This window comes from Cellvibrio sp. BR, from assembly GCF_000263355.1.
Lineage (GTDB): Bacteria > Pseudomonadota > Gammaproteobacteria > Pseudomonadales > Cellvibrionaceae > Cellvibrio.
This window is the reverse complement of record NZ_JH668201.1, coordinates 356,334-382,453: the sequence shown is the minus strand read 5'-3', so window position 1 is coordinate 382,453 and position 26,120 is coordinate 356,334. Positions and strand designations below refer to the sequence as shown.

Below are 26,120 nucleotides of genomic sequence, written 5' to 3'. Positions count from 1 at the left end.
TTAACGATTAAATTGACTTAACACATCAGTTGTTTTTGTCGGCGCCAACACTGGCCTCGATACTGATCTGTTTGTTGTCAGGCACTTCGGTATAAGCCAATACCCGCATATCCGGAACGCTGTGGCGAACAAAGCGGGACAGCATGGAGCGCAAGGGTGCGGCAACCAAAAGAACCAGCGGTTTACCTGCCATTTCCTGCTTCTGGGCTGCATTAATCAACGACTGTTGCAACCTGTCTGCCAAGCCCGGCTCAATAAACGCACTGTCATCAGCGCCAGCTTTTTGTGCCTGTTGAACGGTATTTAGCAATAACTGTTCCAAACTAGGCTCAAGCGTGATTACAGGCAGGTTGCGCTCGTTGCCAATGATGTTTTGGACGATTTGACGGCACAGCGCCAACCTTGCCATGGCCGTCAAAGCGGCGGGATCTTGACTCTTTATCCCACTGCCCGCCAAGGCTTCGGCGATGGAACGAATATCGCGAATCGGCACCCGCTCGCGCAGCAGGTTTTGCAACACCTTGAGCAGCGCGTTGATGCTCAGCGTGTTGGGCACCAACTCCTCCACCAATTTGGGCGATGATTTAGCCAGCATATCCAACAGCTTTTGCACGTCCTCGTGGCCGAGCAACTCAAAGGTATGCTGCTGCAGAATTTGATTGAGATGCGTCGCCACCACCGTACTCGGGTCAACCACGGTATAACCCAGAGTTTGCGCCTGCTCGCGTTGGTTAGGGTTGATCCAGATGGCATCCAAACCAAAGGCGGGATCTTTGGTTTTTAACCCCTCCAGCGAACCAAAAACCTGCCCGGGATTAATCGCCAATTCACGATCCGGGTAGATATCAGCCTCAGCCATGGACACACCCATCAAGCTAATGCGATAACCCGTGGGGTTAAGGTCAAGATTGTCGCGAATGTGCACCGAGGGAATAAGGAAACCCATTTCCTGCGACAGCTTTTTGCGAACACCTTTGATGCGACCCAGTAATTCGCCACCCTGGTTTTTATCCACCATCGGAATCAAGCGATAGCCAACCTCCAAACCGATCACATCGACAGGCTGTACATCGTCCCACCCCAACTCGGGCGCCTCGGGAGTACCGGCTGGCAATGCGGGCGTCATACGCTGCGGCGCAATGGTCGCACCACCCTGCCCACCGCCTGGTGCATCACCAGCCAAGCGAGTACCTGCGGGAATAAAAGAATTGTCCTCAACGGCTGCAGGCTGCTGTTTACGCCAGTGGATGTAATAAGCAAGGCCGACACAAATAGAACCCAAACCCAAAAAGGCAACGTGCGGCATACCGGGAATCAACCCCATCACGATCAGCATGATTCCCGAAACAGCTAAAGCTTTAGGGGCCGCAAACATCTGACTGACTACCTGCGCCCCCATTTCATGGGCACTGTTAACGCGAGTCACCAAAATCGCCGAGGCTACCGACAGCAACAGTCCGGGAATTTGTGCAACCAGACCATCGCCAATAGTGAGGATGGTGTATTTTTCAAAGGCTTCGCCAAATGGCAAATCATGCTGGGCCATACCAATCGCCAAGCCACCAAAAATATTGATAAACATAATCATGATGCCTGCAACCGCATCACCGCGAACAAACTTGCTCGCACCGTCCATCGCGCCGTAAAAATCCGCTTCGGAAGAGACTTCCTGACGACGGGTACGCGCCTGATCCTGATCGATCAAACCCGCGTTTAAATCCGCATCAATCGCCATTTGTTTGCCGGGCATTGCATCCAGGGTAAAACGCGCACTCACTTCGGAAATACGGCCCGCACCCTTGGTTACCACCACGAAGTTGATGATCATCAAAATGATGAACACCACAATACCCACCGCCAAATTTCCGCCAATAACCACATGACCAAAAGCTTCAATTACTTTCCCCGCTGCATCGCCTCCGTTATGACCTTCAAGTAAAACTACGCGAGTGGAGGCAACGTTCAAGCCGAGGCGCAACAGGGTGGCAATAAGAAGAATCGCGGGGAATGCGGCAAAATCCAGCGGGCGCATGGCATACACAGACACCAGCAACACAACGAGCGCCAGGGCAATATTGAAGGTAAAAAACATATCCAATAGCAGCGGCGGAATCGGCAAAATAATCATCGCCAACAGCATCATTAGCAAAATGGGAATTCCCAAATTGCCACGCCCCATACCGCGCAATGAACCCAGCGCGGCTCTGCCGTTGAAGTTATTCAGTTGGTTAAACGATGGTAAGGCCATAAGCACGGATTCTTGACGGTGAAATCATTTACCTGTGCTTATCGCAAGAAGTGTACCGATTCATAGCAATCGCTTAAAAAAGTACGGCGATAAATAAAAAGTACAGCGATAAAAAGTGCAGCGATTAATCCACCTCACCCGAGGCGTTGTAACGCAAGTCGCGCGGGACGTTGATATTGCGGGGATAAGCGGGCCTGTCACCCTTGCCTTTGCGGTAATTGCGCAGCTGGAATACGTATGCCAATACCTGGGCAACTGCGAGGTACAGGCCGGAGGGAATTTCCTGATCCACTTCGGTGGTGTAGAAAATCGCGCGCGCCAATACCGGCGACTGAATAATTTCAATATTGTGCGCTTTAGCGATTTCGCGAATTTTTAGCGCGGTGTGATCGCCACCTTTGGCAATCATCAGTGGCGTTTCCATGGTTTCGGGGTCGTATTTTAACGCGACCGAAAAGTGTTCCGGGTTGGTGATGATCACATCGGCTTGCGGTACATTGGACATCATGCGGCGCTGCGCCATTTCGCGCTGCAATTGGCGAATACGGCCTTTGACTTCAGGTTTACCATCCGTATCTTTGGATTCGTCTTTTTGATCCTGCCGCGACATTTTTAATTTTTTGTTGTATTCAAAAATCTGAATCGGCACATCAATCGCCGCAATCGCGATGGTAGTCGCGCAGAGTGCAATAGTGGCGAGGATAGATATTTCCAATGAATGAATGATGGCGACATTGGTGCTTTCATCCACCAAGCGAAACATGTCTTGCGCAAAAAACTTCAGGATAAAAATAGTGCCGCCCAAAATAACCAGTACTTTGGCAAGCGCTTTTAATAATTCAATGAGGGATTTCACCGAGAACATCCGCTTGATACCCGCGATAGGGTCCATGCGGTTGAGTTTTGGCTCCATGGCTTTGGTGCTGTAATTCCACCCACCCAATGCGATAGGGCCAACAATGGACGCAACAAGTAATAAAACCATTAAGGGCGCAATACTAAACAGGCCGTCGTAAATAGCCGCCGCAAGGTGGGCGATCATGGCATTGGGGTCGTAAATAGCCGCGCGCGTGAGGGTAAAACTTTCACGGCTGATCCCAATCAGTTTGTTGCCCATAAATTCTGCAAAAACATACAGGCCTATGGCCGCCACCATTAACACTGCCGTAGTAGTAAGGTCGCGTGAACGGGGAACCTGCCCCTCTTCGCGCGCCTTCTCAAGTTTTCGGGCACTGGCCTCTTCCGTTTTTTCCTGGCTGCTGTCGTCATCTTCGGCCATAGGTTGCTCCTATAAAACCCTAAGGGGCAGCCCCTAAGGAGTTAGTGCCAAAGTACGCAGCACACCTATGCCCTCTTCCATAATGTCAAAATACACTGGCAGGAAGTTGGCGAAGGTAAACCACATTAAAATAAAACCGAGAATAAGCGTGATGGGAAAACCCACCGTAAATACGTTCATCTGTGGTGCTGAGCGGCTCATCACACCAAATGACATATTTACAATTAATAGCGATGTAAACAGTGGCAAGGTAATTAACAGAGCCGCACTGAATAACCAGGAACCCATACCCACAATGGTCGCAAAGTGCGCGCTATTTATACCCGCACCACCGATAGGAAACGTAGTAAAACTATCCACCATTAATTGCAAAACGACTAAATGGCCATTAACACTGAGAAATAGCAACGTGGACAAGAGCAAATAAAACTGCGACAAAATAGTCACGCTCACGCCACTGGAGGGATCATTCATAGCCGCAAAACCCAAACCCATTTTCATTGCAATAAACTGCCCGGCCAATACAAATACGTGCATTACCACCTGCATACAAAACCCGAGGGCGAGGCCAATTAACACCTCTTGAATCACCATCATAAAACCCTGTGCCGATAAAAAAGACACGACAGGCGCTGGTGGCAATACGGGCACCAGAATGATTACCGTGAACAGCGACAAAATAATACGCACCCGCGCAGGTACTGTACGTGCGCCAATAACTGGTACCGCAAAGTAAAACGCACTAATGCGCAGTAACGGCCAGATATACTGACCGATAAATTGCATAAGTTGTTCTTCGCTGATAATCAGTTCTTGCATATGGGCAAATCGCTATGGAAGGTGGTTTTGCGCTAACCGATAAGGCTGGGCACGCTGGAAAACAAACGGTTAAATAAATCCATAAATTTATTAAGCAACCAAGGACCAGCAATCATCAGGGTAATAATAGTGACGATCAAGCGCGGCAAAAAACTCAGTGTCTGCTCGTTAATTTGGGTTGCCGCCTGAAACATGCTCACCACCAACCCCACAATCAAACCGGGGCCGATAATCACTAATAACATCAAAATAGTGAGATAAAAGGCTTCGGCAAATAAATCCATGACGACTTCGGGCGTTAACATAAATCCTCCGTCACACGCCGTAACTGGCAGCAAGTGTACCCACAATCATCGCCCAGCCATCCACCAACACAAACAGCATAATTTTAAACGGCAGGGAAATAATCAGCGGTGACAACATCATCATGCCCATGGCCATCAATACACTGGCCACCACTATGTCGATCACCAAAAAAGGAATGAAAATAATAAAACCAATTTGAAACGCAGTTTTTAATTCGCTGATGATAAATGCCGGCACCAAAATGCTAAACGGTGTTTCCTCTGGTGTGGCGATAGGCGGGTGTTTAGCAATGCCCATAAACAGCGAAATATCCGACTCGCGGGTTTGCGCAATCATAAACGCGTGAAACGGTGCGGCCGTTTTTGCCAGCGCTTCCTGTGCACCAATTTGCTGATTGATGTAGGGCTGGAGCGCATCCTGATTCACTTTGTTTAATACCGGCTGCATGATAAACAAGGTTAAGAATAGCGCGAGACCAATCAAAATTTGGTTTGACGGCGACTGCTGCAAACCCAGCGCCTGACGCAAAATAGAAAACACGATAATAATCCGCGTAAATGAAGTCATCATCATCAATAATGCCGGCAAAAATGTCAGCGCCGTCATGATGGCGAGAATTTGCAGCGTTACTGTGTACTCTTGCGTGCCATTCGGATTGGTTTTTACCGTCAGTGCAGGCAAACCTGGAATAGCAGGTAGGCTGCCAACATTACTCGGCGATACTTGTGTTAAGGGTAAACCACCCGCTGTTGGATCTGCCACATTGGGCGTATTGGTTTGCGCCAATGCAGTGCCCGCCAACAACAGTAGAAATAATATGGCGATTGTATTTAACAAGTGCCGGAATTGATTGTGCCACTGAGCATTCATAAGACTACCTTGTTGCCGAATCGTCGCTGTTATTATTTTTTCCGCCGGTCGCACCAGAAGATTTTTGCTGCAAAATTGTCATTAATTTACGACTAAAATCTGAAGTACCTGGCTCCCTTTCCGGCAACACTACGGGTTCATTAAACACATGCAAGGTATTAATTGCCGCGGCAGTTATGCCCAAGAGCAACTGTTGCCCGCCAGCTTCAATTAACACTATGCGCTCGCGAGTCCCCAAAGGCATTGTTGCGATAATTTTAATGTGTTGATTCTGGGTAAAGCCGCCCTGACCAAAACGTTTTACAAACCAGGAGATGGCAAAGATCAACACAATAATGCCAAACAGCGCCATAACCACACTTACCAAATGGCGGCCACCGCCAATAGGTGTAGCGTTAATCGCCGCCGGGCTTGTTGCAACCGGTGTTGTTGCGATTGATGTTGTAGCGGATGTTGTTGTAGGGGATGTTGCGTTTGATTGTATGGGTGATGCAGTTGCAGCGACGGGTGCATCGCTTCCGGGATCGGCGTAAGAGTACAGCGCTATGCAACATAGCCCCGCACACAGCAACCGTTTTAAGTTCATAAACAATGCGGGGCTCATGGTATTTCCTAACGCAATTTTTTAATGCGCTCTGCGGGGCTAATCACATCGGTCATACGAATACCGAATTTTTCATTGACCACAACTACTTCACCGTGCGCGATCAAAGTGCCGTTGACCAGTACATCTAACGGCTCACCAGCAAGGCGATCCAATTCAATCACCGAACCTTGATTGAGCTGTAATAAATTGCGGATGGTAATTGAGGTGCGCCCTACTTCCATGGAAATAGAAACAGGAATATCCAAAATCACATCCAGATCAGGGCTACCCGCTGCTTGCTTGAGCGGTTCGTTTTTTAATTCGTCAAAAGTAACCGCATTAGCCATGGCCTCATCCACATCGGCCTGTTCAGCCATCGCCGCAGCCCAATCGTCCGCCATTGAATCCTGATCGATATCATCACTTGCCATTTTTTTCACCCTTAGAAGCCGCGTGGCTTTCGCCTTTCATAGTTGCGATTTGTTCTGCCTTAGTGCCCGTAATATTGTAAGCACTACTACGATCAATAAATTCACGAATTTTCAACGAGAGAAAACCGTTGGACTGCCCCAATTGCGTTCTGAACATGGGCACACCATTCGCCGTGAGTACGTGATAATCCGGGAACTCTACGGGAATAATGTCGCCTTCTTTTAAATCCACAATATCGCGCAAGGTAATATCGCGGCGCACTATGTCGCATTCCAAATCTACTTTGGCGGAGAGCACATCTTCGCGCAGCGCTTTTTCCCAGCGTTCATCATGTTCATCGCTATCGCTTTGTAAACCGGCATCCAACACTTCGCGAATGGGTTCAATCATGGAGTAAGGCACAGTAATGTGCATTTCACCCCCACCCCCATCCAGTTCGATATGGAAAGTACTGACCACCACCACTTCACTCGGGCTAACAATATTGGCGAGTGATGGGTTTACTTCCGAGTGCACGTATTCAAAATTGATGGGGAAAACGGCTTTCCAGGCTTCGGTTAAATCCACAAACGCCTGATTCAATACCATTTGCACCACCCGCAATTCCGTTGGCGTAAATTCGCGTCCTTCAATTTTTGCGTGACGGCCATCGCCACCAAAAAAATTGTCCACTAATTTAAATACCAAACGCGCATCCAGAATAATTAATGCCGTACCGCGCAGCGGGCGAAATTTCACCATATTTAAACTGGTAGGCACATAAAGTGTGTGCACGTATTCGCCAAATTTTTGAATTTGCACGCCGCCAACCGAGACATCGGCGGTGCGACGCAACAGGTTGAACATACTGATGCGAGTGTAACGCGCAAAACGTTCGTTGATCATTTCCAGCGTAGGCATACGCCCACGCACAATACGATCCTGACTGGTCAGGTCATAGGTTTTGACCGTACCCGGTTCTATGTCCGAGTCGGTATCTATATCGCCGTCATCGACACCATGAAGGAGCGCGTCAATTTCGTCTTGCGAGAGTAAATCTTGCACGGCGGTTTCCTTATTGCATTACAAAATTGGTGAACAGAACTTGCTCAACCGTCGCGAGCGGGACTTCTTTCTCGGGGTCGCTGGCAGCCAGTGCATCCTGTTCTTTTTTTAGCAGTGTTTGAATAACTACCAAGGAGTCGGCTTTAAGTTGCTCTTTACCTTCCGGTGTTTGCAACTCATCAAAATTTTTACTGCTTAACAACATCACCAAGCCGTTGCGAATAGCGGGCATGTGCAGGGTTAATAAACTTTCCAATGCCGGGTCGCGGTATAAAAGTGTAATCGCTGCCTGTAGATAACGCTGACGACCGTTAACGGTAAAGTTAATGGTGAAATTGGGGGTCATTTCAAAATAAATAGCCGGAGCTAAGGTAGGTGCAGGTGCTTCATCAGCGGCTGGAGTTTCGGCGGCGGGTGGTGACAACATTTTAAGCGCAATCACAGTCCCCCCCACAGAAAGCGTAACCAGTGCCACAGCCACACCAATCATCAATAGGAGTTTTTTCTTTTTCTTGGTTGCATCGGCATCAGCGCCGGCATCGTTTGCTTTTTTGGGGGCCTGAGCCATGTCAAAACTCCGTCACTTTCTTGGGCTAATAGCGGACTTAAAAGAGGTCGAGCAATACTTATGCCAGTATCGCCCTAGAAAGCTTAGCAGTGGAACCGGGCTTTGCGAAGTTTAGCGCGGGAAATAGCCTATAAAAGCGAGAAAAAACAATGCGCTAGCGTGCGCCCTGAATCAGGGGCACACGCCAGAATGCTTATGCAAGGGAGGATTGAGTGTTTAAGAAAGAAAGTTTGGATCAGGCGTAATGATCCACCAATCTATTAGAGACAAGTATCGAACTGGTTAATGGCGCAAGCTCCTCATCCTCTGCAGCTGATGTTCCATTTTTTCTCGATTCACCCCGCTCCTGATCTTGCTGGGCAAACGATTTATCCGAGACATCAACATCCACCAGATTTAACCCCTGTTCCGAAAACATCTCGCGCAAGCGGTTTAATTGTTGATCCAATACTTCGCGCACCGCAGGGTGAGGACTGGTGAAGCTGACGTTTACCTGCTCCTGATTAACGCTGACTCTCACCTGCATCGGCCCCAGCTCGGGTGGGTCGAGGCGAATTTCTGCTGCACTGACATTTTGCGCCGCCAGCCATAACACCCGCTCACCTACCGCCTGACCCCATTGCGGTTGCCCAAGAGCGACCGGCACACCGGTTTGCACCACAAAACTTCGTGCCGCCGGTGACGGGGCTTCATTCAAGCGACTGAGCGCCTCCACGGCAGGAGCCGCAGCAGTTAATGCCTTGGGCAAATCCCCTGCCGGTGAGCCTTTATCCAGCGAGCTGGCACTGGCTTCAGCCAGCTTGTTCATAATGGTTTTGGCGTTCAGTAACAGCAAATCGGGGTTATCTGACACCTCCCCATCAGCCACTAACAATTCCGAATCACCCTCTTGTGAAAGCGCCAAGGTTTCCCCTTCCGCCATCAACTCAGGGGTTAGCAAGTTTGTAGATACGCTATTATTAGCCAGCGGTGTTAGGGGTGACGCTGCAGTACCACTGAGGGGCGTACCAGACATAGCTGCCAACTGATTAGCAAATGCTGGAGGCAATATCACCTCAGTATCAGCTGCCGGGTTTAACACCCCCGCAAGCTGAAGCTCAGACACCAATTCCGGCGTAGTTTCAGCAAGCGAAATTCCCGGTTGTTCCAGGCTCAGCAGAAAACCCTCTATATTTTCTTCCAGCGGCAGGCTGGTAGCATCGGTATTTGTGACGATTAGCTGGTCATCAACCAATTCCGTTAGGAGCGCGGCTTCTGTATCTGTCGATAGTCCAGATGCTAACCCCTCCTCAACTAATACCTCTTCAGTGAGTTGCTCACCCTCTATAGCAGACACTTTCGCGTTAGGGGACTGATGGTCGTTACTGGTTGAATGAGAGCTGTCGAAGGCAGGTGTTGTTGCTGCGGGACGCTCCTGGTGGTTATCGCTACGGGCGCGGGCTTGCGCAGGAATATCAGGCTTTGGTTCTTGCACATCAGGGCGATGTGAATCGGTGCGCGCATGAGGTTCGGCACGGGCTGCCGTTGGTTCAGGCTTGCGGGCGGCAACTTTTGGCCGCAGCTGCTCCAGGGTATTTTGAAAGCCCTCAGCGGATGAGGTTTGGCGTTGGGGCTTGGCCGTTTTTTTGGGTGCTGTGCTGGCGTTGCTTGTAGCCAGCAGACTATCCAAGAGGTTGCCGTTATTCATCAATTACTCCTGACCTGATCGCGGCAAGGGTTTGCCGCAAGATCAACTAAATAGTTCGGTTCAGGAGGTGAATTGCAAGGTAGGTGCCAAACTGGCTAATCAAGAGCGCGTAACAGCTCCTGCACATGAGCGAACTCTTGTTCGATCTCTACAAGATCCCACTCAAGCTGTTCAAAGTTATTGGCCATGGCTTTCTTTTCAAGGCTCAAACACAGGGTCATTAAGCGCAGCGCGCCAATGTTGCTGCTACTGCCTTTAAAACTGTGCGCGGCACGGCGTATAGGGTCCGCCTCTGTGCCGCTCACCACTTCACGCAATATTAAAATGCGGTCGTTGGAATCCTGAATGAAGGTGTCGATCAACAAGCCAAAATCGTCTTCCATAACTTGGCGCAGGGTATTCAGGGTTTCGTAGTCCAAATGTTCCATGGTTCGGCCGCTCGCACTTATTGGTTAATCATCACTTACCCAGGAAAAATCGACCTCGACAATGTTGCCAGAGCCAAGATAAGTAACCCTACCACAAAGTTTCTCCACCAGTGCGATACCCCGGCCACTGTAGCCAAAGGTTGATAAGGTGTTCACAGCACGCTCACGGTAATCAAAACCTTCACCACTATCCTCAATACGAACCTTTAACAAACCACCGTTCTCGTTGGTTTTGTGGGTGATGTGAATACGCACAAAACCATCAGCCACTGTGTTAATCCGCTCTTCGCGCAAGCGATAGTAATCGGCAAAGCCTTCCGCGGTGGATTTCAAGCTGGAGTCCAGCTTTAACACCCCGTGATCCAGAGCATTGGTATAAAGCTCGGCGAGAATGGTGTAGAGCGTGCTGCTAAACGCTCGCAGGCTGGGCACCTCCATCAATACATTCAACAACATAGGCAGAGGGTCAAATACTTTAAAGCTGGTGGGTTTTACTTCAAAACCCATCGCCCATTCAATTTCCGAATTGCCAAATTTATCGCTCGCTTCCTGCGCAAAGCTATTTACCCGCGCTGGCTCATCCATGCGGATTTCCAACAGCGAAAGATCGTCGTCCTTTTCATTGCTGCCCACAAATTGCTGCACGCTTTCGATAATGTCGTTAAACAAATTTTCCGGCTGGCGATTGTTGGTGAACACAGCTTGTAAGCGCTCCTCACCAAACATTTCACCCGCAGTATTACGCGCTTCGTGAATGCCGTCCGACCAGGCAAAAATGCGATCCTCTTTTTCAAGATCAAAGTATTCACAGTTATCTTTAAACGCCCGGTTAGACAACACCCCCAAAGGCAAGTGGGTGGATTTAACTACACTCACCCGGCGGTCTTTATGGTGATAAATAAAACAATCCGGCAAGCCGCCATTCCAAATTTTCAAGTGTTTTTTGCGGAAATTAATATCCATGATTGTCGCGCAGCAGAATATGCCAACGGGCAGGATATTTTTTAGCTTGGCGTTTATCTCGCGCAAAATATCCGTCATGGAAAAACCTTTGGGCACCATCCCGTAAAAGGTAGACGCCAAGGGCATAGCGCCTATCGCAGCAGGCAATCCGTGACCGGTGAAATCGCCGAGCAAAACCATCATGCTGCCCGAGGGGCGCATGGCTGCCACTAATACATCACCATTAAATACCGCGAGCGACGACAAAAAGTAACGCACGTTGCCCGCATTCAAACATCCACTGTGGGCGACATTGTCAAACACGTGCTTGGCAACCGTTTGCTCCTGCAGCAAGCGATTGTTGTACTGCACAATTTGGTCGCGCTGGGTGAGCATAGTGCTATGCATTTCGCGCATGCGGTTAAAGGATTTGATCTTGGCTTGCAGAATGACGCGATTGTAGGGTTTGGAGAGAAAATCGTCGCCGCCGGCATCCAGGCACTGCACCAGCGATTCAGTATCAGACAGGGAGGTGAGAAAAATAATCGGGACTAATTCATCGCCCGCCAACTCTTTGATTTTACGCGCTGCACCAAAGCCATCCAGCTCCGGCATCAGCGCGTCCAATAACACTATGTCGGGCTTTTCATCGGCGTAAACAGCGATAGCTTCAATACCGTTGCGTGCAGAAACCACACTATGCCCTTCCTTACGCACAATGCTTTCAAGAATCAGGCGGTCTGTATCTGTATCGTCAGCAACCAGAATTTTAAGACGGCGCACTTCATTCATAGGATCGCATCCATACAGCACATAAACCGCAGATCAAGAGAGGCAAAAAACCTTTACTGGATATCAAACAGTTGTTCAAAGTTAGAAATTAATAAAATCTTTTTCACATCGGGAGCGCAATTCACAATTTGTATATTGGACTGCTCTCCACCAGCGTAGTCGCGTAACAGCAACAACATGCCCAGCGCTGAACTATCCAGGTAGGAAGTACCCTGCAGGTCAACACGGTAGTGAATGGGGGTTTGGGTTAATTTTTCATACGCGCTGCGAAATTCCTGATGGGAACTGAAGTCGAAGCGACCTTGGATGTATATCGTGACTTGATTGCCATCAGGGGATACTGTTGACGTGATCGCCATGTCTTACCTCTTCAAAAAACGTCCGGACATTTCCAATTCAACAGCTCTTTTTGACGGTTGTTACGGAGCCAGGGGAGCTGTATTTGCTAAGGATAGACTATAAAACCACGCACCAAGGCCAAATTCATTTTTATTCCTGTGCGCGCCTATTCTTTGTCCAATTCATAACCTATTCAGAGGCTATTGCCTTCAGGTGCTGTCCCGCTGGCGCTGCAACTGTTGCGCGCTGAGGTCATCCAGCTCTTTTTGTAACAGCTTGTCGGCAATCAGGTTGTCCTCATGCTGCAACCGAACAATAAGTTCTTCAATCGACTTGCGCTTTTGATGCTTTACGCGCCACTGCTGCTGTAGCGATTCCAACAGCCTGGTCATACGCGCTACCTTGGCTTCCTGCTCAGTGCAGGCCTCATTCAAGCGATAGATAAAACTGCTGTAGTTGATTAATTCATGGGCGAGAATTCCCTCGCGCAGCGCGCCTTGGGCATTTAGGTATTGGGCGGCATAGTCGCGCAGCTCAACCAGTTGCCGCTGCTCCAGCACCAACTGCTCACGATACTGGCTCAGTTTGTTGGCGGCTTCATCCTCTTGTTTTTTGGCAAGGGACAACACCACCTGCATGCGTTTTGCGCGTGATTCAGCCATAGGTTATTCGCTTGGATTATCAGCCCGGAAAGGAGGCACTATTTATTGCGATGCTGGGCCGCCAGTGGGCTGGCACCCTTGGAGTTGGCAGGCGGTTTGAGCAGCGCTTTCAGGTTGGCGATTGACTCAGGCATATGAACCCCCTGGCGAATCCCCTGCTGGATAAAGGCGCGCAAGTGCGGGAAACGCTCAATCGCCATGTCGGTTTCCGGGTCAGCACCCGGTGTATAGGCACCAATGGCAATCAAATCGCGATTTTGTTGATAGCGCGACAACAACTGCTTGAAGCGCTGCATCATTTTTAAATGCTCATCGTCCACAATATTTTGCATCGCCCGGCTGATAGAGGCCTCTACATCAATTGCAGGATAAACCCCCTCCTCCGCCAAACGCCGTGACAGCACTACGTGACCGTCAAGAATCGCCCGCGCCGAGTCGGCAATGGGGTCTTGCAAGTCATCGCCTTCAGTCAATACGGTGTAAAACGCGGTGATAGAACCCTCGCCCTGCGCGGCATTACCGGCGCGCTCAACCAATTGGGGAATTTTGGCAAACACCGAAGGCGGATAACCTTTCGTGGCCGGTGGTTCGCCAATCGCCAGTGCAATTTCACGCTGCGCCTGGGCAAAACGGGTGAGTGAGTCCATTAGCAACAACACATTCAAACCTTGATCGCGGTAATACTCGGCGATACGACTGGACAACTGCGACGCACGCAGGCGCATTAGGGGCGCATCATCGGCGGGGGATGCCACCACTACCGCACGGCGCAACCCCTCTTCGCCCAGGATATGGTCGATAAACTCTTTCACCTCGCGACCACGTTCCCCGATCAACCCAACCACTACCACGTCGGCGGTGGTAAAGCGGGTCATCATGCCCATAAGTACACTTTTACCCACGCCTGAACCAGCCATCAGCCCCAAGCGCTGTCCGCGCCCGACGGTAATAAGCGCATTGATCGCACGCACACCCACATCCAGCGGTTCGCTGATCGGGTGACGCTGTAAGGGGTTTATTTCGCGGGGATTAAAATCGAGGAACTCATCGCCAATCAAAGGGCCTTTGCCGTCGAGTGGCTGGCCTATACCGTTCACCACACGCCCTAACAATTGCGGACCAATGCGCATACCCATTTGGGTGGCGACAGGTACTACCCGTGCGCCCGGCTGTAAACCTTCCACCCGTTTGATGGGCATTAAAAACACTTTATCGCCCGCGAAGCCCACCACTTCGGCTTCGATACGGCGGTTATCGCTATTGATAATTTCACATTGGCGACCGACGGATACGTTCAACCCCACCGCCTCCAGGGTCAAACCCACCGAGCGCGTAATCCGGCCTTCGGCCTGTGGCTCTATAGGCGTGACTTTGCGCGGCGCATATCCGCGCAGGCGCGAACTGATTGACGAACGTTCAGCCATGGCGATCAGGCCTCATTGCCCGGTTCAGGAAGTGCCGAACCTTTTATCGAAGAACCTGCCGGCTCAGCGGCGGAATGCGCATCAAGATAATCGTCATCTTCATCTGCATCGTCACCCGATGCCAATTGTTTACTCACAAACTGCTCCAGCAGGGTTTGCAAGCGAGTGGACACAGAAAAATCCACCCGGCTCTCAGGCGTTTCTATACGGCAGCCACCGGGCAGTAATTCGCCATCGCCAAAAAATTGCCAGTCGAGTTGTTGTTCGGCGGCATAGGTTTCCACTGCCGCCAGGTCATCGGGATTCAGGCAGACACGAATATTTTTACTGCCGATGGGTAAGGCATTCACCGCACTTTTTACCAGTGCAGTGATATGGGAGGAGTCGGTTAAAAGCTCGCGCTGCACCACACTTTGGGTCAGGGTACAAATCACATCCAGCAACAGGTTTTCTACGTCGTCATCCTGTGCTGAAAGTGGCTCCAGTAAGGCGTTGGCCAACTTTTGGAAACGCTGTTGCTCCGCCACTAACTGCGCACGCATTTCCATCAAGCCCTGCTGGCGCCCCGCTTCAAAACCTTCGCTGTTGCCTTTGGCAAAACCTTCTTTGTGGCCTTGCTCAAAACCGTCTTTTTCGGCGCTATCAAAAATTGCCTGCATTTCTTCGGCGGTCATACCCACTTGCGGTGGCGCTTCTTGCGGAATTTCTACTGTCTCAATCGTTTCCTGTTCGCGACGCAATAACCGCTCACGGCGCTCACGGGCTTCTTTTTCGGCGGAGGATAACACCCGCCCATTATCCGACACCGGTGGCAGCACCCAGGCAGTAACGTTATCTGCATCCTCTGCGGCGATGCGATTGGGCAAGCTGTTTTCCGACATGGATGACTCTCATTAACGCTGAATAGATACCCGCGCTCCCGGGTATGACAACAATATTTATGACAACAACAGTTATGACAACAAGATGTTCATGGTTTACACCATTTGATCGCCACCACCGCCCAGCATAATTTCGCCCGCATCGGCCATACGGCGCGCGGTAATAAGAATTTCTTTCTGCGCTGCTTCCACGTCTGCCAAGCGCATTGGCGGTTTGGTTTCCAGATCGTCCCGCAAGAGTTCGGCCGCGCGTTTGGACATATTTTTGAAGATTTTTTCCTTGAGTTCGTCGTCGGCGCCTTTGAGCGCCACCACCAACACATCGGATGACACTTCGCGCAACAGCGACTGAATGCCGCGATCGTCCACATCTTTGAGATTGTCGAACACGAACATAAGGTCTTGGATCTGGTTGCCCATGTCCTCGTCGATTTCCTTGATGCCTTCCATCAATTCGGCTTCGATAGAACCGTCGAGGTTGTTCATAATTTCCGCCGCCACTTTGTAACCGCCCATGGCTTTGGTTTGCGATGCTGCGTTGCCGGAGAATTGTTTTTCCAGAATATCGTTCAATTCCTGCAGCGCGCTCGGCTGTACTGTATCGAGCGAGGCGACGCGCATCATAATGTCCAGGCGCACTTTCTCGGGGAAATACGTCAGGATTTCAGCGGACTGATCCGCTTCAAGGTAGGCGATTACAATCGCCTGGATTTGGGGGTGTTCGTTGCGGATCATATCGGACACCGAACGCGCATCCATCCACTTGAGGGTATCCAAACCGGTGGTATTGCCGCCGATTAAAATACGGTCGATCAAGCTATTGGCTTTGTCCTCGCCCAGCGCCGTCACCAACATCTTGCGGATGTAGTTATCCGCCCCCACACCAAGGCCGGTCAGGGTGCGCACTTCATCCAGAAAATTCCCCAGCACTAACTGCACCTGGGATTGCTGCACATTCTGCAGCTGGGTCATGGCACCGCCAATGCGCTGCACTTCTTTTGGCCCCATGTGCTTGAGAATCTCGGCGGCATCGGCTTCGCCAAGCGACATCAATAAAATGGCAGCTTGGTCGACATAGCGCATATTGAGTTTGGGTTTAGCGACCGCCTTATCGTTGGCATCAGTCATCGCGATTTATCCACTGTTTAACCACCTGGGCAACACGACCCGGGTCGTCGGCAATCAAGCCTTTAATTGCATTGAGTTGTTCTTCGTAGCCCTGTTCTGGCCCGGGCAACATCAGCGCATGGCCGCCAGTCAGGGTTACTGTTTCATCCGACATGCCATCCAAACCTGCCGCACCCGCCGCTTCCAGCGCGGCCAATTGGCGCGCCTCTTCCTCTTCGGCAATTGCGCCACCTTGTTTGGCAAGGCTTTTGAACATAGGGCGCAACAAACCAAATACGATCAATAAAATCACCAACACACTGGCGATGTATTTCATATTCGGAATAATCCATTCCTGCCACCAAGGCACTTGCTCCATGCTCGCGCCAGGATCAAGTACACGGTTGGCAAAGGGGGAATTCAATACATTCACACTGTCACCGCGTACCGCGCTAAAACCAACGGCATCGCGTACCAGTATAGACAAACGTTCGAGTTCAGCCTCTGTCCATGGTACCGCGCTTTCTACACCCTCGGCGTTTTTAACAATTTTATCGTCCACCACCACTGCTACCGTCAGGCGTTTGAGTGTGCCCTGCTGGTGTTTTGTGTAGCTAACGGTGCGATCCAACTCGTAATTGCGCGTAGCTTGTTCACGATTATTGGTGGGGGTGGCTGGCGGAACAGGTTGCCCAGTAGCCGGGTCAATTTGTTCGGGCGCCTCAGCAGTTCCCGGTGGTTGATTGGTTAAAGCGCCGGGAATACCGGCGGCCACATCACCCGCACGGCGCGTTTCATTTAACACCTGTTCGGAGCGAATAGCAGGCAAGTCGGGGTTAAAGGTTTCTGCTGCCTGCTCTACTGCCGTGAAATCCACATCCGCACTAACTTCTGCACGGAATTTTCCACCACCAACAACAGGCTCCAAAATGCCATTGATGCGACGGATGATACTGGTCTCAACTTCTTTGGAGTATTGATGCTGTTTGGCCGCCAGTAATAAATCCGCGCTTTCCTCACCAGTCGATAATAAATTACCGTGCTGATCTACCACTGTCACATCGGCCATATTCATGCCGGGCACTGAGGATGCCACCAAATTCATAATGGCCTTCACTTGCGCAGCGTCCACTGACCTGCCCGCAAACACCTCCACAAAAACCGATGCGGTTGGGTTGGCAGTATCGCGCACAAATACGGTTTTTTTCGGAATTGCCAAATGCACGCGCGCACTGCGAATACTGTTGATACTGGTAATGGTGCGCGCCAACTCGCCTTCAATACTGCGCTGGTAACGAGTATTTTCAACAAATTGACTGGTGCCGAGGGGCTGCTCTTTATCCATCAACTCAAAGCCCTGGGTCGGGCTGGAAGGCAAACCAAATTCAGCGAGTTTAAGGCGCGCCATGTGCACATCTTCCGCTGCTACCAGAATTGCGCCGCTGCTTTGATCCACCTTGAAGTTAATTTGATTTTGTTCAAGCACATCCACCACGTTAGCGGCATCCAAATTATCCATGCGGCCGTATAGCGGGCGGTAATCATCACCCTGCATCCACATCACAATCGCAAAACCAATGGCAACGCTGGCCGCCAGTGTCACCATCAATCCGATCTGGCGCAGCAAATTCAGATTACTGAGGCCTTCTAAAAAATCGCCACCCAAACGTGGTTGGGCGGGAGATTTTTCTGTACCTGTGGTGGCGGGAGTAGCCATAATTTTTATACCTTATCGATAATGTGCTTGCGGTAATTCTGTAAAACCTTAACCAATAAAAAATGCGCAATAAAAGTGATCAATTAAATAGGCATATTCATGACATCGCGGTAGGCGTCGATCAGCTTATTGCGCACTTGCACCGTCGCTTGAAACGCCACCGAGGATTTCTGCGAGGCAATCATCACATCGGTAATGTCCACCCCTGCCACACCGCGCTCATAAGCTTCTGCCATAGCGCTAGAGGTTTTTTGCACATCGTTAACTTTATTGACTGCTTGCGTCATTAAATCGCCAAAGCTGGGAACCTTGGTGGTTCCCTCTACTGGCAAAGCGCCCAAGCTGCGCATTCCATTCGGTACATCACCAACCCCTTGCGGGCGTTGGAATGCCTGGGTTTGCGCTTTCATGGCACGCATATCACCCAATAGCCTGCTGATATCAACGCGATCAGTCATGATGTAAATCCCCTGTTGCTCTATTTATGCCGGGCGACAATAAATTGGCAGTTCACCCGTAAATTTCATCTCTGCAGGGGATTTTGCACAAAGCAGGCCAACATTTGCCGCTCGGCAACCGCTTGCCTGTTGCGCGCCAATATTGGGTATGGATTAATCAATTTGTCGCGTTTTGTTCATCGCTTTGTCATTGAGCATCACTAAGCTTGCCCGTGCTGGACTCGACCATTCGCATTAACAGGAGATAGGCATGAATCTGCTCACTATGCACAACGAATTGGAAATGATTGATGAGGCCATGGCAAATTTTATTGCCGATGTTGTGGTATCAAAAAGCAAGAAACAAAAAATACGCCGCAACATGGAATGTCGCCGCAAACTGGAAGAGAAATGGGAAGAGCGGAAACTGCGCAGGGAAACCAGTGAATACGAATTTGAATATATGCACTAGCCAAATACACATCGAAACAAGCTCAAACAAAAAACGCCCGCTGGTTTAATTACCGGCGGGCGTTTTTAGTAGATCAAGGCAAACAATATCATTCGGTAATTTCGTAACCCTCTTCGCGCAAACGCGCAATTTTATAACGCAGGGTACGCGCACTAATACCTAAACGTTCGGCAGTATTTTTGCGACTGCCGCGCTCGTTGCGCAGGGTATTCATAATAATTTCGTATTCGCGCTGTTTAAGGTCATTACCCAAGGCGGGATTATTTAATGACGAATGCTGCACCGGTTGATTACTTACCAACGCCAAGTGTTCGCTATTCACCGCACCGACAGAAAATTGACTGGCGCGGAAGCTGGCATTGGCAAAAGCCTGCGCAGCAAAAGATGGCTGCCTGTCTCCGCCGTCATCCATAACTGGGTTAACCGCCTGCGCCGCTTGCAGTAAATTCGGTTTCTGGCTGTAGTTGGTGGGGCTTTGTGAATAAGTGCCCTCACCGCCCAAGCCTAAATCTTCCGCTTGAATAGTTTTACCCGGCTGCAAAATTAATGCGCGCTGCATAATGTTATCCAACTCACGCACATTGCCCGGCCAAGGGTAAGCCAGCAACATTTGCTGCGCGGAAGGCGACAAATTAACACCGCGACGATTTTGTTTGTGTGCGTGTTTTTGCAACAGTTTTTCCGCCAACGGAATAATATCTTCCATACGATCGCGCAACGGCGCCCACTGCAAAGGCAATACACTTAAACGGTAATACAAGTCTTCGCGAAATTTTCCGGCGACGACTTCATTACGCATATCGCGGTTAGAGGTGGCGATAACGCGCACATCCAACTTAATTGTTTTGCGGCCACCCAAGCGCTCCACTTCGCGCTCTTGCAATACGCGCAGCAATTTTGCTTGCAAGCCTATATCCATTTCCGAAATTTCATCCAGCAACAAAGTGCCGCCATTGGCCTGCTCAAATTTACCAGGGCTGCTGGTGTGTGCGCCGGTATAAGCACCTTTTTCATGGCCAAACAACATGGCTTCCAGCATATTTTCCGGGATCGCGGCGCAATTAATTGCAATAAAGGGTTGATGGCGACGCGGAGAATGATCGTGAATATAACGCGCCAACACTTCTTTACCCGTACCCGACTCACCCACTACCAATACCGTAGAATCCGACTGCGCTACACGCTGCGCCAAACGTAATAACTGCTGACTGGACGGTGCCATAGCCACCGGTTCATCGCCAGAAATTTGCGCAACACCCAAATGCCGCGCCACCGTTTCCACCAGCGTTTGTGGCGCAAAGGGTTTTACTAAATAATCCACCGCACCTTGTTTCATCGCCTCAACCGATTCGCTGATGCTGGCGTATGCGGTAATTAACATCATGGGAATTTGCGGATAATCCTGCTTCACGCAACGCAGTAAATCGTGGCCGCTCATGCCACCCATATTTACGTCGGAGACAATCATGCGAATATCGCTGTAGAGCGCGAGTTGTTTCAGCGCCTCTTCCGCACTGTTCACCGCAATCACGGCGTAATCCGCCAACTGCAGCGTATCGGTTAAGGCCTCGCGCAGATTATTGTCATCTTCCACGACCAATACATTAATCGCATTTTCAAAGCCAGCTTGTTGCAATGCTAAGGCCATGATTAGTTCCCCTGGGTTTGAAAGGTTGCAAAAGGAATTAACAAGCTTGCGCAAGTGCCTTTACCAACCGTCGATTGCAATAAAAATTTTCCGTGATGCGCGCGTGCAACAGCCTGCACAACACTCAAGCCCAAACCCGTACCCTGGGCTTTGGTAGTTACAAATAAATCGCCAACAGAATTAAGCAACTCCGGCGACATGCCAGGGCCTTTATCGCACACCCGAATCCATAAGCGCGGCGTTTCCTGATCCAACGCAGAATTGTGTTGCACTGCGGTATTCAGTGCTTTGGGATAACTATTAAATTCAATGCGCAAATGCGCTTTGCGCTCCACGGCTTGAATAGCGTTGTTGACCAGATTCAATACCGCGCCCACCAAGGCATCGCGGTTACATTGAATATATTCTTCGCGGCAATTCATCACCCATTCGCAACTGGATTCACTGGTCATGAGCGGTACTTCCATCGCTTCGGCCAATTCTGTTTGCAATTGCGCCACACTGATTACATCGTTCAACGGCAACTCGCCTTTCACGTAAAACAGCATGTCTTGAATTTGACGCTCGATATTATTCAAACGCCCAAGAATTTTTTCGGAGAATTGTTGGCGACGTTCGTCATCCAATTTGCCATTGCATAAATGACCGGCATACAACATGGCAGAGGACAACGGCGTGCGGATTTGATGTGCTAACGCACCCATCATTTTGCCCAGTGCGGACAAGCGCTCATGGCGACTTAATTCACTTTGCAAACGGCGGGTTTCGGTTTGATCGGTGAGCAAAATAATTTGCCCGTCTTCACCCAAATTGCGGGTTTGAATACTAATACGACGGCCATCGTGCAAGGAGACTTCGTGACCATCGTCCTGACGCGGTGCAAAACTGCGTTTAATCACCTCACGCCATAGTTCACCTTGCAGAGGCTCACCCAACAAATCCAACGCGGCCGGATTGCATTCGGACACACGACCAGAGGAGTCCAGTACCACCACTCCACCGGGTAAAAAATTGAGCAAGCTTTCCAAACGATTAGCGAGTTTTTCTTTTTCCGCTAATTCCTGTAACCGGCGATCGCTCAGGCTGCTTAGCTCTTCATTTAATTCAGCAACGCGGTTTTCCAGCAGATAGTAGGAGTCGGCTAATTGATCAGAGAGTTGATCGAGGGAGGTAAACACCGTTTTTGAACCCTGACGCTTTTCCGTGAGCACTTTTTCGTTGATAAGTGGCTTGGCAAGCAATGCACCCGCAGGAACCTTGGCCACATCACCCGAGGGCACCAAGGTTAACCCTGCCTTGTCCACGGTATTCAAAAGCGCTTGTGTCATAAAAACCCCTGATCGCCAATTTCACTTCACCGCCTCCTGAAAACCGTCAATAAGTTAACGGATTAGGCGCCGGTGAAGCTGCTATACCAAGGTATTTGCAAGCGCGATGCCAACATTATTTAGCTATTATTATCAATGAGTTACGAGTATCAGCTACTAGATCAAGTCAAACTATTGGCTCGCTCGGAACATCGCCTATCGCAATGAGGGTGATGCAAATCGACACAACCGACGATATAAAATTCACGCGGATTAGCGTATAAATTGCGACAGTTTGACGTCATCTCAAACCGGATACCCGATCAAATTGGATACGAATAGGACTCAGGGATTATTATGCGCCGCCAATTACAGCAGACCTTCACACTGGCTTTATTACTTGCGGTAATGCCCTTGCAGGCCGCCGAGATTTACAAATACCAGGATGCTAGCGGCAAATGGCGCTTCACCGATAAAAAGCCCAAGGAACCGACCGCCGAAACACTTACCCTGAAAAGCGCGGAAAAACAAAAAGTTGAACCGGTGTTTTATGTGGATAAAAACGAGGCTAAACGCAAAAATTATTTAGTGGTGCAAAACCCTTTTCACGCCCCCATTCAAGTAGAGCTGCGCTCCCCACAAGCCAAGCAGCGCCAGTCCAAAATAATTCCTGCATTGGGTAAAAAAACGCTGCTCAGCGCGGCAGGCACCATCGAGCCCTTCACCTATAAATGGCAACTCGGCGACCCCAAACTTACACCGGGCCCGCAGGAATATCAGCTACCCGCCGATGCGCTGGGCTGTCATCGTATTACCCAGGGATTCAACGGTAAATTCTCCCACCATGGCGACAGCAGTCGCTATGCAGTGGACATCGCCCTCCCGGTGGGTACCGCCATTAAAGCGGCGAGGGATGGCGTCGTCATCGCCGTTAAAGACGATTACCACATGGGCGGCGTGGATAAGTTTTTTCTGGATAAAGCCAACTACGTACGCATCCTCCACCAAGACGGCACTTTCGCCCTTTACGGCCACATACTGCTCGGCACTGCCATCGTCCGTGAGGGGGACAAAGTCACCGCCGGCACCACCCTCGCCCGCTCGGGCAGCTCCGGCTACTCCAGCGGCCCGCACCTGCATTTTGTGATCCACCGCAATACCGGCCTGAAAATGACCGCAGTTCCCTTCAAATTTATCGCCAGCAAATCCTCGCAAACCTTTGTGCCCATCGCGGGGCAGCGGTTGTGTGATATGTAGCAATGATGATCCCCATCAATTACTGAAAACACACAAACATCCAATCGCCCAAAAAACAACCGCTCATCGGCCAGCGTAAAAGTATCTGGCATATTATTCATCAACTGCGTACCATGCGCGCCGACACCCTTAAGGTCAGTGTCACCCTCCTCTGTTGCCAAACACCCTCGTGTGTTTGCCACATCTCAGCTCGCCAGACCTTGCCCGCCACGCGGGAGGCCGAGCAACAGGAAAACTTTATGTCGTTTGATACTCTCGGTCTGCGGGCCGATATTCTGCGTGCTATTGCCGATCAGGGCTACAGCACTCCTACTCCTATTCAGTTGCAAGCGATCCCCGCCGTATTAAAAGGTGGCGATATCCTTGCAGGCGCACAAACCGGTACCGGTAAAACCGCGGGTTTTACCCTGCCGCTGTTGGAAAAACTGAGTCAAGCTCCAGCCGAACAAGCCGCTGGCCGTCGCCCGGTGCGCGCATTGATTTTGACTCCTACGCGCGAACTCGCTGCGCAAGTGTTTGAAAGCGTGCGCGATTACGGTAAATATCTGCCATTGCGCTCTACCGTAGTGTTTGGTGGCGTGAGCATTAACCCGCAGATGATGAAACTGCGCGGTGGCGTAGATATTCTGGTTGCCACTCCCGGCCGCTTGCTGGATTTAGTCAACCAAAATGCCGTCAGCCTGCGTCAGGTTGAAGTTTTGGTACTGGACGAAGCCGACCGTATGCTCGATATGGGCTTTATTCACGACATCAAAAAAGTATTGGCATTACTGCCAAAACAGCGCCAGAACCTGCTGTTCTCGGCAACTTTTTCCGATGAAATCAAAGCGCTGGCCGACAAACTATTGAATCAGCCCACGCTGATTGAAGTCGCGCGCCGCAACACCGCCTCTGAGCGGGTAACGCAAGTTGTTTACCCCGTTGATCGCAATCGCAAACGTGAATTGCTGTCACATCTGATTAACAAAGGTGAGTGGCAACAAGTGTTGATTTTTACCCGCACCAAACACGGCGCGAATAAATTGACCGAGCAATTGCAAGACGACGGTATTAGTGCAGCAGCGATTCATGGCAACAAAAGCCAAGGCGCACGCACCAAAGCACTGGAAGATTTTAAACGCGGTGCGATTCGCGCACTGGTTGCCACCGATATCGCTGCGCGCGGTATTGATATCGACCAACTGCCGCACGTAGTGAATTTTGAATTGCCCAACGTACCGGAAGATTACGTACACCGTATTGGTCGTACCGGTCGCGCCGATGCAGAAGGTATTGCGGTATCACTGGTCTGTATCGATGAAGATAAATTCTTGCGCGATATTGAAAAGCTGATCAAACGCAACATTGATAAAGAAATTATCAGCGGTTTTGAACCAGACCCGAACGCCAAAGCCGAACCGATTGTACTGGGTCGCCGTATGACCATTGGCGCAGGTAATGGCAATGGCCGCTCAGCGGCGAAAAAACCGGCACTGGGCCAAAAACCGAAAAATGGTAATGGTAAATCCCAGCCAAAAGATGGCGCGCAGCGTAAACCGCAAGGCCAGCAACACGCGGGAAATCGCAGTGGCAACAGCGCTGGAAAACCTGCACAGCGTGCACGTCGCCCACAAGCAGCAAATTGATGTTTCCACAAATAAATGTTTAGTTTGTCTGTGCGATAAATTTGCAGACTAAAAGCATGCTAAAAAAGCCCCGTATTGCTTATAGAATGCGGGGCTTTTTTATGGCTCACACATCGTTAAATCCCCAAGGCTCCAACTCAAGGCTACTAAACGTAATCCCCTCTGCTGTTTTTGCCGCAGGTTTATAACCCTGTTGCATGGCCTGAATAACACTGCAGTGAATTTTTTGGCCCGGTTCAATAGTGCGTGCTACTTTTAACCAACCAAATTTTTCTACCCACTTACCTATATCCGGCATTGTGTTCCAAAACTCCTGATAACTCTGGCGAATTTCCCCCTCAGGGCTCTGCGCATAAAAACCAGGCAATTGGCTCACATCCAGCTTCAGCCCCGCTTGCTTGGCGCTATTAAGCAGCCAACATAAAGTGATATCCGATAAATTTGTATCGACATAACCACCACCAATATTCGAGTGCACACCAGCAAACCAGACTTGATTAATCTGCTGGGTGGCATTGCTCGCCTTAAAATATTCCGGCAAAAATTGTTTGCGTTGCTCATCCAGCGCCAGCGCCTGACAACAGATTTGAATATTTCCAGGGCTCAATTGATGGTAATCGTTAAAACCATCGCCAAATGCCAACGCCCCCACCGTGTCCCACACGCCAAGAAAATGGATGGCCGCTGGCTGCATGCCTGGGGCATTTGCGGGAACTTTATTTTTGCGATAGCTCTCGTAGAGCGACAGCAATTCAGTGGAGCCTAAAATGCGCCTATGTTCAGGCAAACCAACACAATGAATAAACCCCATCAAACTGCGCACCGCAAAGGCACCCCGGCTAAAACCGAAACCAAAAATTGCATCGCCCGGCTGCCAGCGTTGCGCTAAAAATTGGTACGCATCAATAATGCGCTCGGAAGTGCCGGTGCCGGTGGAGCCTTCAAAATTGCGCCATTTTTCACTGCCGCTACTGCCTACTCCATTTAAATAAATCGCTGCTCCGGCCTGCCCGGCCAGTGGCTCAATAGCACCATAAGGGCTGGCACTATTTAAGTCGCACTGGGTGAGCGCCTCCCATGAAATTTGCACATTGGTTTTAGTAACAGATTCTTGATGATCGACAGGATCTGTATCGGTTTGACCGGGGCTATTCCAGGTACCATCAATACACACCACCCAAGTATTTGCCATATTTAAGCTCCCTCCACTTATTCGTTTGCTTATTAAATTAATAAGGGCCAA

25 protein-coding genes are annotated in these 26,120 nt (G+C 50.2%); 3 read left to right on the top strand and 22 right to left on the bottom strand.

Annotation, left to right across the window (positions count from 1 at the left end; all coding sequences use genetic code 11):
* Positions 1-25: 25 nt before the first annotated feature.
* The 19 genes from flhA to fliE all read right to left on the bottom strand — a co-directional run bounded on the left by flhA (position 26) and on the right by fliE (position 18,589).
* Complete coding sequence (flhA, locus tag O59_RS06890; RefSeq protein WP_007640907.1) at positions 26-2,248, bottom strand: flagellar biosynthesis protein FlhA; 2,223 nt, start codon at positions 2,246-2,248, stop codon at positions 26-28.
* Between the two features lie 124 nt (positions 2,249-2,372).
* Positions 2,373-3,527, bottom strand: coding sequence for a flagellar biosynthesis protein FlhB (gene flhB / locus O59_RS06885; protein WP_007640905.1), 1,155 nt, complete (start codon positions 3,525-3,527; stop codon positions 2,373-2,375).
* A gap of 33 nt (positions 3,528-3,560) precedes the next feature.
* Positions 3,561-4,346 carry a flagellar biosynthetic protein FliR gene (gene fliR / locus O59_RS06880; RefSeq protein ID WP_007640904.1) on the bottom strand — a complete coding sequence of 262 codons (786 nt, stop codon included), beginning with the start codon at positions 4,344-4,346 and terminating at the stop codon, positions 3,561-3,563.
* A 32-nt stretch (positions 4,347-4,378) separates the two neighbouring features.
* Positions 4,379-4,651 carry a flagellar biosynthesis protein FliQ gene (fliQ, locus tag O59_RS06875; protein WP_040391667.1) on the bottom strand — a complete coding sequence of 91 codons (273 nt, stop codon included), beginning with the start codon at positions 4,649-4,651 and terminating at the stop codon, positions 4,379-4,381.
* Positions 4,652-4,661: 10 nt separating this feature from the next.
* The gene (fliP, locus tag O59_RS06870) at positions 4,662-5,522 is read right to left on the bottom strand and encodes a flagellar type III secretion system pore protein FliP (RefSeq protein ID WP_007640900.1); all 861 of its coding nucleotides are present in this window, start codon (positions 5,520-5,522) and stop codon (positions 4,662-4,664) included.
* A 4-nt stretch (positions 5,523-5,526) separates the two neighbouring features.
* The gene (fliO, locus tag O59_RS21355) at positions 5,527-6,126 is read right to left on the bottom strand and encodes a flagellar biosynthetic protein FliO (RefSeq protein ID WP_081489662.1); all 600 of its coding nucleotides are present in this window, start codon (positions 6,124-6,126) and stop codon (positions 5,527-5,529) included.
* Between the two features lie 8 nt (positions 6,127-6,134).
* The gene (gene fliN, locus O59_RS06860) at positions 6,135-6,539 is read right to left on the bottom strand and encodes a flagellar motor switch protein FliN (protein WP_007640894.1); all 405 of its coding nucleotides are present in this window, start codon (positions 6,537-6,539) and stop codon (positions 6,135-6,137) included.
* Positions 6,529-7,584, bottom strand: coding sequence for a flagellar motor switch protein FliM (fliM, locus tag O59_RS06855; protein WP_007640893.1), 1,056 nt, complete (start codon positions 7,582-7,584; stop codon positions 6,529-6,531). Before fliM ends, fliN begins: the two co-directional genes overlap by 11 nt.
* A gap of 10 nt (positions 7,585-7,594) precedes the next feature.
* Positions 7,595-8,152 carry a flagellar basal body-associated FliL family protein gene (locus O59_RS06850; RefSeq protein WP_007640887.1) on the bottom strand — a complete coding sequence of 186 codons (558 nt, stop codon included), beginning with the start codon at positions 8,150-8,152 and terminating at the stop codon, positions 7,595-7,597.
* Positions 8,153-8,387: 235 nt separating this feature from the next.
* Positions 8,388-9,839 (bottom strand): flagellar hook-length control protein FliK, encoded by a 1,452-nt coding sequence (locus tag O59_RS20960; RefSeq protein ID WP_007640878.1) that lies wholly within the window; start codon positions 9,837-9,839, stop codon positions 8,388-8,390.
* Between the two features lie 95 nt (positions 9,840-9,934).
* On the bottom strand, positions 9,935-10,267 hold the full coding sequence (locus O59_RS06840; RefSeq protein WP_007640876.1) for an Hpt domain-containing protein: 333 nt from the start codon (positions 10,265-10,267) through the stop codon (positions 9,935-9,937).
* A 24-nt stretch (positions 10,268-10,291) separates the two neighbouring features.
* Complete coding sequence (locus O59_RS06835) at positions 10,292-12,001, bottom strand: fused response regulator/phosphatase (protein WP_007640874.1); 1,710 nt, start codon at positions 11,999-12,001, stop codon at positions 10,292-10,294.
* Positions 12,002-12,054: 53 nt separating this feature from the next.
* A complete protein-coding gene (locus O59_RS06830; RefSeq protein WP_007640872.1) occupies positions 12,055-12,360 on the bottom strand; it encodes an STAS domain-containing protein in 306 nt (101 codons plus the stop codon).
* A gap of 189 nt (positions 12,361-12,549) precedes the next feature.
* Positions 12,550-13,002 carry a flagellar export protein FliJ gene (gene fliJ / locus O59_RS06825; RefSeq protein WP_007640870.1) on the bottom strand — a complete coding sequence of 151 codons (453 nt, stop codon included), beginning with the start codon at positions 13,000-13,002 and terminating at the stop codon, positions 12,550-12,552.
* 38 nt (positions 13,003-13,040) lie between these two features.
* A complete protein-coding gene (fliI, locus tag O59_RS06820; protein WP_007640869.1) occupies positions 13,041-14,426 on the bottom strand; it encodes a flagellar protein export ATPase FliI in 1,386 nt (461 codons plus the stop codon).
* Positions 14,427-14,431: 5 nt separating this feature from the next.
* Positions 14,432-15,307 (bottom strand): flagellar assembly protein FliH, encoded by an 876-nt coding sequence (locus O59_RS06815; RefSeq protein WP_007640867.1) that lies wholly within the window; start codon positions 15,305-15,307, stop codon positions 14,432-14,434.
* 96 nt (positions 15,308-15,403) lie between these two features.
* On the bottom strand, positions 15,404-16,390 hold the full coding sequence (fliG, locus tag O59_RS06810) for a flagellar motor switch protein FliG (protein ID WP_369728428.1): 987 nt from the start codon (positions 16,388-16,390) through the stop codon (positions 15,404-15,406).
* Between the two features lie 37 nt (positions 16,391-16,427).
* A complete protein-coding gene (fliF, locus tag O59_RS06805) occupies positions 16,428-18,131 on the bottom strand; it encodes a flagellar basal-body MS-ring/collar protein FliF (RefSeq protein ID WP_007640863.1) in 1,704 nt (567 codons plus the stop codon).
* A gap of 83 nt (positions 18,132-18,214) precedes the next feature.
* A complete protein-coding gene (gene fliE, locus O59_RS06800) occupies positions 18,215-18,589 on the bottom strand; it encodes a flagellar hook-basal body complex protein FliE (protein WP_007640861.1) in 375 nt (124 codons plus the stop codon).
* 250 nt (positions 18,590-18,839) lie between these two features.
* Between fliE and O59_RS06795 the strand changes: the two genes are divergently transcribed.
* Positions 18,840-19,040: a PA3496 family putative envelope integrity protein gene (locus O59_RS06795; protein WP_007640858.1), complete on the top strand. Its 201-nt coding sequence runs from the start codon at positions 18,840-18,842 to the stop codon at positions 19,038-19,040.
* A gap of 88 nt (positions 19,041-19,128) precedes the next feature.
* Here O59_RS06795 and O59_RS06790 read toward each other — a convergent pair whose 3' ends face one another.
* Positions 19,129-20,688, bottom strand: coding sequence for a sigma-54 dependent transcriptional regulator (locus O59_RS06790; RefSeq protein ID WP_007640857.1), 1,560 nt, complete (start codon positions 20,686-20,688; stop codon positions 19,129-19,131).
* A gap of 2 nt (positions 20,689-20,690) precedes the next feature.
* Positions 20,691-22,016 carry a PAS domain-containing sensor histidine kinase gene (locus O59_RS06785; RefSeq protein WP_007640856.1) on the bottom strand — a complete coding sequence of 442 codons (1,326 nt, stop codon included), beginning with the start codon at positions 22,014-22,016 and terminating at the stop codon, positions 20,691-20,693.
* Positions 22,017-22,352: 336 nt separating this feature from the next.
* Between O59_RS06785 and O59_RS06780 the strand changes: the two genes are divergently transcribed.
* Both O59_RS06780 and rhlE read left to right on the top strand, forming a co-directional pair.
* Positions 22,353-23,252 carry a peptidoglycan DD-metalloendopeptidase family protein gene (locus O59_RS06780; RefSeq protein WP_007640853.1) on the top strand — a complete coding sequence of 300 codons (900 nt, stop codon included), beginning with the start codon at positions 22,353-22,355 and terminating at the stop codon, positions 23,250-23,252.
* Positions 23,253-23,491: 239 nt separating this feature from the next.
* Positions 23,492-24,877, top strand: a complete 1,386-nt coding sequence (gene rhlE, locus O59_RS06775; protein ID WP_040391665.1) for an ATP-dependent RNA helicase RhlE — start codon at positions 23,492-23,494, stop codon at positions 24,875-24,877.
* Positions 24,878-24,983: 106 nt separating this feature from the next.
* Here rhlE and O59_RS06770 read toward each other — a convergent pair whose 3' ends face one another.
* Entirely contained in the window at positions 24,984-26,069 is a 1,086-nt protein-coding gene (locus tag O59_RS06770; protein WP_007640848.1) for a DUF2235 domain-containing protein, read from the bottom strand.
* Between the last annotated feature and the right edge of the window lie 51 nt (positions 26,070-26,120).

Excerpts from the sequence above, each read along its gene's own strand:
- flhA (WP_007640907.1), bottom strand. The coding sequence starts at position 2,248 with ATGGCCTTACCATCGTTTAACCAACTGAATAACTTCAACGGCAGAGCC.
- flhB (WP_007640905.1), bottom strand. The coding sequence starts at position 3,527 with ATGGCCGAAGATGACGACAGCAGCCAGGAAAAAACGGAAGAGGCCAGT.
- fliR (WP_007640904.1), bottom strand. The coding sequence starts at position 4,346 with ATGCAAGAACTGATTATCAGCGAAGAACAACTTATGCAATTTATCGGT.
- fliQ (WP_040391667.1), bottom strand. The coding sequence starts at position 4,651 with ATGTTAACGCCCGAAGTCGTCATGGATTTATTTGCCGAAGCCTTTTAT.
- fliP (WP_007640900.1), bottom strand. The coding sequence starts at position 5,522 with ATGAATGCTCAGTGGCACAATCAATTCCGGCACTTGTTAAATACAATC.
- fliO (WP_081489662.1), bottom strand. The coding sequence starts at position 6,126 with ATGAGCCCCGCATTGTTTATGAACTTAAAACGGTTGCTGTGTGCGGGG.
- fliN (WP_007640894.1), bottom strand. The coding sequence starts at position 6,539 with ATGGCAAGTGATGATATCGATCAGGATTCAATGGCGGACGATTGGGCT.
- O59_RS06850 (WP_007640887.1), bottom strand. The coding sequence starts at position 8,152 with ATGGCTCAGGCCCCCAAAAAAGCAAACGATGCCGGCGCTGATGCCGAT.
- O59_RS20960 (WP_007640878.1), bottom strand. The coding sequence starts at position 9,839 with ATGAATAACGGCAACCTCTTGGATAGTCTGCTGGCTACAAGCAACGCC.
- O59_RS06840 (WP_007640876.1), bottom strand. The coding sequence starts at position 10,267 with ATGGAACATTTGGACTACGAAACCCTGAATACCCTGCGCCAAGTTATG.
- O59_RS06835 (WP_007640874.1), bottom strand. The coding sequence starts at position 12,001 with ATGAATGAAGTGCGCCGTCTTAAAATTCTGGTTGCTGACGATACAGAT.
- O59_RS06830 (WP_007640872.1), bottom strand. The coding sequence starts at position 12,360 with ATGGCGATCACGTCAACAGTATCCCCTGATGGCAATCAAGTCACGATA.
- fliJ (WP_007640870.1), bottom strand. The coding sequence starts at position 13,002 with ATGGCTGAATCACGCGCAAAACGCATGCAGGTGGTGTTGTCCCTTGCC.
- fliI (WP_007640869.1), bottom strand. The coding sequence starts at position 14,426 with ATGGCTGAACGTTCGTCAATCAGTTCGCGCCTGCGCGGATATGCGCCG.
- O59_RS06815 (WP_007640867.1), bottom strand. The coding sequence starts at position 15,307 with ATGTCGGAAAACAGCTTGCCCAATCGCATCGCCGCAGAGGATGCAGAT.
- fliG (WP_369728428.1), bottom strand. The coding sequence starts at position 16,390 with ATGCGCTATGTCGACCAAGCTGCCATTTTATTGATGTCGCTTGGCGAA.
- fliF (WP_007640863.1), bottom strand. The coding sequence starts at position 18,131 with ATGGCTACTCCCGCCACCACAGGTACAGAAAAATCTCCCGCCCAACCA.
- fliE (WP_007640861.1), bottom strand. The coding sequence starts at position 18,589 with ATGACTGATCGCGTTGATATCAGCAGGCTATTGGGTGATATGCGTGCC.
- O59_RS06795 (WP_007640858.1), top strand. The coding sequence starts at position 18,840 with ATGAATCTGCTCACTATGCACAACGAATTGGAAATGATTGATGAGGCC.
- O59_RS06790 (WP_007640857.1), bottom strand. The coding sequence starts at position 20,688 with ATGGCCTTAGCATTGCAACAAGCTGGCTTTGAAAATGCGATTAATGTA.
- O59_RS06785 (WP_007640856.1), bottom strand. The coding sequence starts at position 22,016 with ATGACACAAGCGCTTTTGAATACCGTGGACAAGGCAGGGTTAACCTTG.
- O59_RS06780 (WP_007640853.1), top strand. The coding sequence starts at position 22,353 with ATGCGCCGCCAATTACAGCAGACCTTCACACTGGCTTTATTACTTGCG.
- rhlE (WP_040391665.1), top strand. The coding sequence starts at position 23,492 with ATGTCGTTTGATACTCTCGGTCTGCGGGCCGATATTCTGCGTGCTATT.
- O59_RS06770 (WP_007640848.1), bottom strand. The coding sequence starts at position 26,069 with ATGGCAAATACTTGGGTGGTGTGTATTGATGGTACCTGGAATAGCCCC.